The 8,804-nt window shown below is 42.9% G+C and carries 11 protein-coding genes; 6 read left to right on the forward strand and 5 right to left on the reverse strand.

Features of this window, described 5'->3' with window-relative positions; genetic code table 11:
- A partial coding sequence (locus VFM80_RS00595; RefSeq protein WP_395068498.1) for a carboxypeptidase-like regulatory domain-containing protein occupies nt 1-650 on the reverse strand: 650 nt, incomplete at its 3' end.
- Nucleotides 651-948: 298 nt separating this feature from the next.
- Between VFM80_RS00595 and VFM80_RS00600 the strand changes: the two genes are divergently transcribed.
- The 4 genes from VFM80_RS00600 to coaBC all read left to right on the forward strand — a co-directional run bounded on the left by VFM80_RS00600 (nt 949) and on the right by coaBC (nt 3,971).
- A complete protein-coding gene (locus VFM80_RS00600) occupies nt 949-1,830 on the forward strand; it encodes a YicC/YloC family endoribonuclease (protein WP_395068500.1) in 882 nt (293 codons plus the stop codon).
- A 76-nt stretch (nt 1,831-1,906) separates the two neighbouring features.
- On the forward strand, nt 1,907-2,479 hold the full coding sequence (gene gmk / locus VFM80_RS00605; protein WP_395068502.1) for a guanylate kinase: 573 nt from the start codon (nt 1,907-1,909) through the stop codon (nt 2,477-2,479).
- An 8-nt stretch (nt 2,480-2,487) separates the two neighbouring features.
- Nucleotides 2,488-2,781 carry a DNA-directed RNA polymerase subunit omega gene (locus tag VFM80_RS00610; protein WP_290875920.1) on the forward strand — a complete coding sequence of 98 codons (294 nt, stop codon included), beginning with the start codon at nt 2,488-2,490 and terminating at the stop codon, nt 2,779-2,781.
- Between the two features lie 2 nt (nt 2,782-2,783).
- Nucleotides 2,784-3,971 carry a bifunctional phosphopantothenoylcysteine decarboxylase/phosphopantothenate--cysteine ligase CoaBC gene (gene coaBC, locus VFM80_RS00615; RefSeq protein WP_395068505.1) on the forward strand — a complete coding sequence of 396 codons (1,188 nt, stop codon included), beginning with the start codon at nt 2,784-2,786 and terminating at the stop codon, nt 3,969-3,971.
- A 129-nt stretch (nt 3,972-4,100) separates the two neighbouring features.
- Here the strand turns inward: coaBC and VFM80_RS00620 are convergent, their stop codons facing one another.
- The gene (locus VFM80_RS00620) at nt 4,101-5,249 is read right to left on the reverse strand and encodes a hypothetical protein (protein ID WP_395068507.1); all 1,149 of its coding nucleotides are present in this window, start codon (nt 5,247-5,249) and stop codon (nt 4,101-4,103) included.
- 338 nt (nt 5,250-5,587) lie between these two features.
- On the opposite strand from VFM80_RS00620, the gene VFM80_RS00625 reads away from it, so the two are divergent.
- Nucleotides 5,588-5,779, forward strand: coding sequence for a hypothetical protein (locus tag VFM80_RS00625; protein ID WP_395068509.1), 192 nt, complete (start codon nt 5,588-5,590; stop codon nt 5,777-5,779).
- Between the two features lie 2 nt (nt 5,780-5,781).
- Nucleotides 5,782-6,633 (forward strand): esterase/lipase family protein, encoded by an 852-nt coding sequence (locus VFM80_RS00630; RefSeq protein WP_395068511.1) that lies wholly within the window; start codon nt 5,782-5,784, stop codon nt 6,631-6,633.
- 7 nt (nt 6,634-6,640) lie between these two features.
- Here the strand turns inward: VFM80_RS00630 and surE are convergent, their stop codons facing one another.
- From surE to fabZ, 3 genes are read right to left on the reverse strand one after another with little or no spacing between them, the layout of a single operon-like run.
- Nucleotides 6,641-7,411 (reverse strand): 5'/3'-nucleotidase SurE, encoded by a 771-nt coding sequence (gene surE / locus VFM80_RS00635; RefSeq protein WP_395068513.1) that lies wholly within the window; start codon nt 7,409-7,411, stop codon nt 6,641-6,643.
- Entirely contained in the window at nt 7,408-8,238 is an 831-nt protein-coding gene (gene panB, locus VFM80_RS00640) for a 3-methyl-2-oxobutanoate hydroxymethyltransferase (RefSeq protein WP_395068515.1), read from the reverse strand. Before panB ends, surE begins: the two co-directional genes overlap by 4 nt.
- The gene (gene fabZ, locus VFM80_RS00645; RefSeq protein ID WP_395068517.1) at nt 8,235-8,672 is read right to left on the reverse strand and encodes a 3-hydroxyacyl-ACP dehydratase FabZ; all 438 of its coding nucleotides are present in this window, start codon (nt 8,670-8,672) and stop codon (nt 8,235-8,237) included. The genes panB and fabZ overlap by 4 nt, the downstream gene beginning before the upstream one ends.
- Between the last annotated feature and the right edge of the window lie 132 nt (nt 8,673-8,804).

Raw genomic sequence — 8,804 nt, forward strand, 5'->3', positions numbered from 1 at the left:
TGACTATACTCCTTAGATACAAATTCTTCGAGGTCCACGATAACCTTATAACCCATTTCATAATTCATCACTTCTAATTCTACCGGATTATTTATCCACAAAACATCATCATCTGAATCAGCAAAACGCACATCTTCCGGATTCTTGAGTTCACAATTCAGATCATTATTTATGTAAAAGGAAATAAAATCTTTATGCTTTTCACTTAAAGCGGAAGCGTTACCGGAATTTCCCCCTCCGGCATTATATGCTCCAAGGCTTCTTTGTGGCTTTGGTGTAAGTACGAAATTAAAGTCACTTACTCTTCCTGATCTATTTTCTATTTCTACGCTTTCTTCTTTTTCTTCATAGCCTGACCTTTGAACTTGTACTTCGTAAACCCCTCTTGGCACCTTCATGGTGTACTTTCCCTCTGAATCCGTTTCAGTTTTTATGGTAGTGCCTTCAACCCAAACGGTAGCGCCTGATACAGGAGTCTCGTTCTCCTCGTCAATTACAGATCCCTGTACAGTTGCCGGCGGGTAAGTTGCGGTAGCAGTTATTGTTTTATTTGTGTTTACACAAGAAGTGAAAAATAATAGTATAACTAAAACTGAAAAATAAATACTGAAACTTGTTCGCATAAATAATTTGATGAATAGTTTTTGCATGCTCTCCATATCAGCAGATCAAAAATTAACTTAGATCTTCCTTAATGCTGAACATTACTAATAGAATTTTTCTACGTTTACTTACTAATAAGATAGTGTTTTTGAATATTATGTTTAACAGTTTTGCAAATTTTAAACCTTTCCCATTTTCCAAAACGAAACCGATAAATCATCTGCTTGAAAGATATACCTCTTATCTGTTAATAGGATCTTTATTTGAGTAAAATAGGATACCTGAATTTTTTAAGGGCTTATACTTTTGTATTTTCTCGCTCAATTTTCATCTTGAAGATCTCACATGATTATATCAATGACCGGCTTTGGGCGTGGAGAAGCCTCTTCTAATGGCATCACAGCGACCGTCGAAATTAAATCTCTGAACAGTCGGTACCTCGATGTTAGCACCCGGCTTCCGCAACGGCTTCAGGATAAAGAGCTGGAAGTAAAGGAACTGGTTCAAAAAACTATAAATCGCGGCAAGCTTAATATCACCGTATATGTTTCTGAAGCTGATTCTGCCGGACCTTCTATTTCTGTTGATGAGGCCAAAGTAAAGGGTTACACCAAAATCCTTGAAGAATTACGTGCCACCGCGGGAATTGAAGATCCCATCTCGATAAGGGATTTGACACAATTCAATGACGTTTTCATCAACAAAGAAGAAGACGAGGAGATCATTGAGCAAAAATGGGAAGTTGCGGAAAAAGCACTTGAAGAAGCCGTGTCCTCTCTGCTGAAAATGCGTACCCAGGAAGGCGACCAGCTTAAGAACGACTTAATTGACCGTATCAAGTTCATTGAATCAAATCTTGAGATCATCACCAACGAAACAAACGGCAGAGCCGAGGAAACCCGCGATAAGTTGCTGGAGAGAATTCAGAATCTGATCAATGAAGATAAGATAGACCCGGAACGCCTGGAACTGGAAGTAGCCATATTGGTTGATAAGATGGATGTTACCGAAGAAATTGTACGACTTAAATCACACCTTAAATTCTTCATCGAAGCGGTAGAACAACCCGAGCCGGCCGGAAGAAGATTGAACTTTTTGACCCAGGAGATCAACCGCGAACTGAATACCATCGGCTCCAAAGCCAATAATTCCGAAATTGCCCAATACGTGGTTAAGTGCAAGGAAGCCCTGGAGCAGATCCGCGAACAAGTACAAAACGTCGAATAAATTAGATTTAAGACATAAGATGTAAGATATTTGAAAAAATATCTTACATCTTACATCTTATGTCTTACTACTTACTATGAAAAAAGGCAAAGTAATTATCTTAGTGGCACCCAGCGGCGGTGGAAAAACAACGCTGGCGCGCAGGCTTTTTAAAGATTTTGAACAATTAAAGTTCTCCGTTTCGGCTACTACACGTCCGCCAAGAGAAGGCGAGGAAGACGGAAAGCACTACTACTTCCTTACTGATGCAGATTTTGACCAAAAAATTAAGACCGGGGAATTTCTGGAATGGGAAGAATTCTATGGCGGAAAGAAATACGGAACACTGCGTTCAGAAGTTGATAAAAAGCTAAAATCAGGCTATTTTATTTTGCTTGACATCGAAGTAAAAGGTGCGGTTAATATCAAGGATATTTATGGGGATGAAAGCCTCAGTTTGTTTATCCAGCCGCCATCTATTGATATATTGAAGCAGCGCCTGCTGGATCGCGGAACGGAAGATGACGAAACTCTCGCTCTGCGGCTTGAACGCGCCAAAAAAGAACTTACATATGCTGATCGATTTGATCAGGTTATTATTAATGACGATTTAGATGCGGCTTATGCACAGGTTAAAGAAGCCGTACTCGAATTCATGAATCAAAACTGAGACCATACATGGCTGTCCAAACATTAGACATTGAGAAACTTAAATTCAAAACAGGTAACAAATATGAGTTACTTGTGATCCTTTCCAAAAGAGCCCGACAAATTGCCGCTCAGGAAAAATTAGAACTGGATGAAAAACTTCAGTACTTCGAAGGATTTGAAGAAGAAGATGAGTTTTCATTCAACGAAGAGCAGGAAAATATCTCCAAAGCCTTCGAAAAGCTTCCACATGCTACTCAACGCGCTATTGTGGAAATGCAGGAAGACCAGATCTACTACCGTCATCCTGACAAAGAAGATTAATTATGCTCTCCGGTAAACGCATTATTTTAGGTGTTACCGGGGGAATTGCAGTGTATAAAGCTGCTTTTTTACTTAGAGAATTTCAAAAAGCGGGAGCTGAAGTTCGCGTCACCATGACGCCCTCGGCCACCCGCTTTGTTGGTTTAGAGACTTTCGCTTCCCTTTCCGGCCATGAAGTGGCTGTTGATATCTTCCCTGATGATCCCGGTTCAAGTGACTGGACCCGCCACATTAACTGGGGCGAGTGGGCTGACCTTTTTGTGATCGCTCCCTGTACGGCAAATACACTTGCTAAGATCACGACAGGTATTTCTGACAACATGCTTACCAGTACCGTGCTCGCTGCCCGCTGTCCGGTGCTGATCTGCCCTACCATGGATGGTGAGATGTATGAATCACCCGGCGTTTCCAGAAACCTCAACAAAGTACAAGAGTTTGGATATCACATTCTTGAACCGGAAACGGGATATCTGGCCAGCGGCCTGGAAGGAAAAGGCCGGCTTCCCGAGATCGAAGATATATTAGAAAAAGCTTCTGAGATCATGGGATCTGTAAAAGGTCCTTTGGAGGGAAAGAAAGTAGTAGTCACTGCCGGTCCAACCCGCGAACATATCGACCCGGTGCGGTTTATCTCCAATCCCAGTTCCGGTAAGATGGGCATTGCCATGGCAGAAGCTGCTCAAAGTTTGGGTGCGGATGTCACTCTGATACATGGACCGCTTTCTGTCTCAAGACCGGAAGGAATACACTCCGTCAGTATCACAAGTACGGCTGAGCTTTTTGAAGCAGTCAAAGAATATGCGGATGCCGACGTGATCATTATGGCGGCGGCTGTATCCGACTTCACCCCAACTGAAATTCACCAGCAAAAAGTAAAGAAAACAGAGGGCGAAAATTCGATCGAATTGAAAAGAACACAGGATATTTTAGCCTGGCTCGGAGAACATAAAAAAGACGGGCAAGTACTGATCGGCTTTGCCATGGAAACAGAGAACCTCATTGAGAACGCCACTTCCAAGCTTAAAAAGAAGAATGCCGACTGGATCATCGCAAATTCACTGAACGATAAAGATGCCGGCTTTGAGTCTGATTCCAACACCGTTCACCTTTTAGGGATCAAATCTGATCAAAAATTCCAGGGCACGAAGAAAGACATTGCCATCGAGATCTTGAATACGATTTTTAGATAGGTTTTGGATGTTGAAAGTTGAGAGTTGATAGGGTGATAGATTTAGTTCCTGCAATACAGCCTTTCACATCATTTTGATATAGCTCAAAGTGTTGGATTTCACCTCCATCACTTTATCAACTCTCAACTTTCAATCAACCATCCACTTATACACCCGGTACGTCTTGGCTATCTTGCAACCCAAAGCCTCCAGGCTGCGACGCATGATCCAGTTCTTTTCGCTTACAAAGCCACCTTCAAGTACTTTCAGATTGGGATAGTTTTGCCTTGTCCACCGGAATCCTTCGATAAAGACCAGCGCCTCCAACCCCCTTCCACGAAATCTTGGATCAGTACCGAAAGCAAGCGGCCGGAATTTAGACGCTCTCTTTTTGAAGCCTGCCAGTTTTGGCAGCTGCCACCATTTTAACTGTCCATTGGTTTGGGCTGAAATCTCATGCAGATCCGGAACACTCACCAAAAAGGAGGCCGGTTCACCATCCACAAACGCGATCGGTGAGGTTCCCGGCATAAGAACCGGTTTTAATTTTTTGATCATCTGACGGATAGTTTCCCTGGTGATACCAATGAACTCCTCCTCCCTTTCCTGTATCACCTGGTCGCTGAATGCCCGGTTGTAGATCTGCCGAATAAGCTCTCCATCCCGCTCCAGGTTTTTCTTATCAATGGGACGGATCTCGATCGAATCCCGAGATTTTAATCGCTCCGTAATTTTAACCAGTCGCTCGGGCATTGGCCGGCTCAGATCCAGTTGATACATGTACAGGTCATCGAATTTTTCCGGAGAGGTGGCTTCAATCAGCTTCTCATAGTATTCGAGGTGATAAAGCATTCCATACACATTATGATCCTGAAAACCATTGATCAGAACTCCCCAAAAGGTGTCATTTTCTCCGAAGTTAATAGGGCCTCTAAATCCGGCGTATCCTCTTTCTTTATGCCACTCTTTTGCAAAACCGATCATGTGTTCTGTGATACCGATGCGGTTCTCCATCTCAATAAACCCAATGCCACCCAGCTTGGGATCGTATCGCTCATCTTTTTGGGGATCAATAAAAAGGGCAAATCTTCCAACAACGTGGTCTTTATAGTAGATCAAAAATCGCTCGCACTCACCGCCTTTTTGAAATCTCTCATTTTTCTTCCGGTCAAATATATTTTCCACTTCAAACCGGAACGGAGGACGATACCATCGATTATTTTGATATAAACGCTCCGGAAGCTTATGAAAAGCTTCTATATGTTTTTGTGATTCAACTTTTTGGACCTTAAATGACATATCCTTTTTACTGCAGAAGTTTATAGATTTGGACTGAAGGTAAATCAATGAAATTAAGTTACCAATCCGCGTTCATGATTAACAGAAAAAAGGGCAAAAGAATCATTACTGTGTTGTTAATACTGTCTTGCATCGTCAGTGTTATTATACTAGTGTCATCACCATCTTATAAAAATTACAGCCTTCAGAATACCCAACAGCTGGACTCCTTACTTAATGTCCATATTTATAATTCATTAGTAACCTCCGAACAAATCAGTGTTTCTACAATTAATATCGATTCTTCGTTTGCCCGAAAAATATACCGGCTTCGGGTACCTTCGAGGTTTTCAAAAACAATGTTTCATATAGGCTTACATAAAGACCTGATCAAATATGATATCGAAGCACCCGCAAAGATCAATTTCCCCTCCCGAGACATGCACATTTATGTTTATAACGAAGGAACAGTATTACGCACAATTCATTTAACCACCGATCCAAGCCTTGATACGCTGCTTGTTGAACCCACTGAATCAGAATTAAATTAACCATGGCGGACCGCTCCAACATATTAAAAAGATTTGAACTCAAGGAATATCCTCAGCCTGAATTACTAAAACTAAAATACCCTGTATTTCTCTGTCACGGCTATGGAGCTATTGGGTCGGTCATAAAATCAGGGCCTTTACATGACCCTTGCATGAAAATTCGGGAGCACGGAGTGGTTGCCATTGCTCCAAATATTGTGCCCTATGCACGAATTGAAACACGTGCCGAAAACTGGGTAAAGTTGATCCATGATTTTTGTGAAGATCACAATTATGAAAAAGTAAATGTGGTTGCACACAGCATGGGTGGACTCGATATAAGATGCGCCCTTTCAAAAATGGATGTCGCCCACAAAGTTGAAAGCCTGACCACAATAGCCACTCCACACCATGGCTCAAGCCTTGCTGACCTTGTGTTAAAAGCCCCTGAGCTGCTTACTGAGAAGCTGAGTTTGGTCTTCGATTGGTTTGGTAATAATGTATTTCCAAAAACAAAAAGTGATGCCTTGGGATCACTGGAGCAGCTATCCTGTTCTTATGTAAAAGAGGTTTTCAATCCCGGTCACCCCAATGTTGAAGACGTAGCCTATTATTCGTACAGCGCGGCCGTTGGGAAAGGCACCGAATATTCCATTAACCCCGTACTCAAATTTCAAAATAGCCAGATCTTTGAAAAGGAAGGCGGAAACGACGCTTTTGTGTCCATAGAAAGTGCGAAATGGGGTACCCACCAGGAAAGCGTGCCATTGTCTCATTTAGCCCAAATGCATCTTCAAATGAATAAAGAAAGCAAGAAGATCTACGAACAATTTTGGATGAATGTGATCAAACGGTTAGCTGAAAACGGCCATTAGAAACTGATCACTCATTCAAGCTCTCATCATCTACATTCTCGAGCAGATTATAGGCGGTCAGGTCATATTGGATAGGCGTGACTGAAGCTTTTCCATCATTCAAAACGTGGATGTCTGAATCTTTTCCTTCATCCAGTAACTCAAACTTACCGGTGAGCCAGTAGTAAGCACGATCGAAGGGATCTGTCCGGCTTTCATATTCTTCCACATAACGACTATCAGCCTGACGAGTCCACTTAATCCCTGTGAATTCTCCCGCCGGAGCATTTACATTCAGCGTAATTCCCCGGGGCAATCCATTCTTAAGCACAAAACCGATCACACGTCGCGCAGCTTCCTGACACCCGTTCAGATTCGCATCCTCATTGAAATCCGTACAACTAACTGCAATGGAAGGATATCCCAATATGGTGCCTTCCGTAGCTGCGCTCACCGTCCCGGAATACATAATGTTAATACCGGCATTACTGCCATGATTGATCCCACTCACCACAAGATCAGGTTTACGATCTAAAAGCTGTCCATGAGCCAATTTCACACAATCAGCCGGTGTTCCGTTTACGGCTTCTCCCTGGAATTTATCGGCAACGGTAAATTTACTTGCCCGCAGCGGTACCTGAATGGTTATGGAATGTCCCACAGCACTTTGTTCTTTATCCGGGGCTACGATATAGACATCTCCGAATTCAGACGCCACTTCTGCGAGTGCTTTTATACCGGGTGAAAAAATACCGTCGTCATTACTTACTAAAATAAATGGTCGTTTGGAATCGCTCATTCGCCGTACTGCTCGTCTTTATTTGGAAAATCTTTGTTCTTAACGTCTTTGATATAATTCTGAACCGCTTCAGTCATCACTGAATTTAAGTCTGCATAACGCCGTAAAAATCGTGGATTGAATTCTTTATTAAGACCCAGCATATCATGGAGCACCAGAACCTGTCCGTCACATGAGGGACCTGCACCAATCCCAATGGTAGGAATAGACAATTCTGCAGTTACTTTTTCAGCAAGATTAGCGGGAATCTTTTCAAGCACCAGAGAAAAACATCCGGCTTCCTCAAGTAATTTCGCATCCCGGATCAGCTCATCCGCTTCATCCTCTTCCGTAGCCCGTACTTTATAGGTGCCGAATTTATAAATGCTTTGTGGGGTGAGTCCCAAATGCCCCATCACCGGAATTCCGGCATCCACAATACGCTTCACGGTATCCACAATATATTTGCCACCTTCCATTTTAACGGCGTGAGCTCCGGCTTCTTTCATCATACGTCCTGAGCTGATCAGTGCTTCTTTGGTGGTAACCTGATAGCTCATAAAAGGAAGATCTGCGATCACCAAAGCACGATCCACTCCTCTGACTACGCAAGAAGTGTGATAGATCATATGGTCGAGTGTCATCGGAACCGTAGTCTCATATCCGGCCATTACGTTACTCGCAGAATCACCCACTAAAATAATTTCAATTCCGGCCTGATCTATGATCTGTGCCATCGTATAATCATACGCCGTAAGCATGGAGATCTTCTCTCCTTTCGACTTCATATCCACTACGGTTTGTGTAGTGATCTTTGCAGGTTTACCGGAGGATTTTTGGGTACTCATACACTCTCCCGTGGCACGAGTGCAGCAGATGCTTCCAGTTCACAGGCTACTTTACCATCAACAGTGGCAATACCTTTCATGGTCACAAAGTTGCGCTTTTTACTTCCCAGCTCAACTTCCAGCATCAGCTGATCTCCGGGTACCACCTGTTTTCTGAATTTACACTTGTTGATACCTGTGAACACCATCAGGGTCTCCTGTGGATCATCCACCTGCTGTGTCATCAGCATAATGGCGCCGGCCTGGGCCAATGCCTCAACCTGCAACACTCCCGGCATGATAGGCTGTCCCGGAAAATGTCCGTTAAAGAATTCTTCGTTCACCGTAACATTCTTGTAGGCCTTGATACTTGTTTCGTCTACTTCCAGCACACGATCCACCAATAAAAACGGATAGCGATGAGGAAGTACTTTTTTAATTTCTTCTATGTTCATTGAACTATTGTATTGTTTGTTAGAGCGATGAATATACCATTATTGAACCACTCCTACATATACGTATGCAATTCCGGCCGTTAACTTTACTGCCCTTCGGCTTTCAAAGGCTCCCGATGCATCCATAAGTGC

This window comes from Gracilimonas sp. (genome assembly GCF_035704785.1).
Taxonomy (GTDB): Bacteria; Bacteroidota; Rhodothermia; order Balneolales; family Balneolaceae; genus Gracilimonas.

Coding starts and splice junctions, on each gene's coding strand:
- VFM80_RS00600 (WP_395068500.1), top strand. CDS start 949: ATGATTATATCAATGACCGGCTTTGGGCGTGGAGAAGCCTCTTCTAAT.
- gmk (WP_395068502.1), top strand. CDS start 1,907: ATGAAAAAAGGCAAAGTAATTATCTTAGTGGCACCCAGCGGCGGTGGA.
- VFM80_RS00610 (WP_290875920.1), top strand. CDS start 2,488: ATGGCTGTCCAAACATTAGACATTGAGAAACTTAAATTCAAAACAGGT.
- coaBC (WP_395068505.1), top strand. CDS start 2,784: ATGCTCTCCGGTAAACGCATTATTTTAGGTGTTACCGGGGGAATTGCA.
- VFM80_RS00620 (WP_395068507.1), bottom strand. CDS start 5,249: ATGTCATTTAAGGTCCAAAAAGTTGAATCACAAAAACATATAGAAGCT.
- VFM80_RS00625 (WP_395068509.1), top strand. CDS start 5,588: ATGTTTCATATAGGCTTACATAAAGACCTGATCAAATATGATATCGAA.
- VFM80_RS00630 (WP_395068511.1), top strand. CDS start 5,782: ATGGCGGACCGCTCCAACATATTAAAAAGATTTGAACTCAAGGAATAT.
- surE (WP_395068513.1), bottom strand. CDS start 7,411: ATGAGCGATTCCAAACGACCATTTATTTTAGTAAGTAATGACGACGGT.
- panB (WP_395068515.1), bottom strand. CDS start 8,238: ATGAGTACCCAAAAATCCTCCGGTAAACCTGCAAAGATCACTACACAA.
- fabZ (WP_395068517.1), bottom strand. CDS start 8,672: ATGAACATAGAAGAAATTAAAAAAGTACTTCCTCATCGCTATCCGTTT.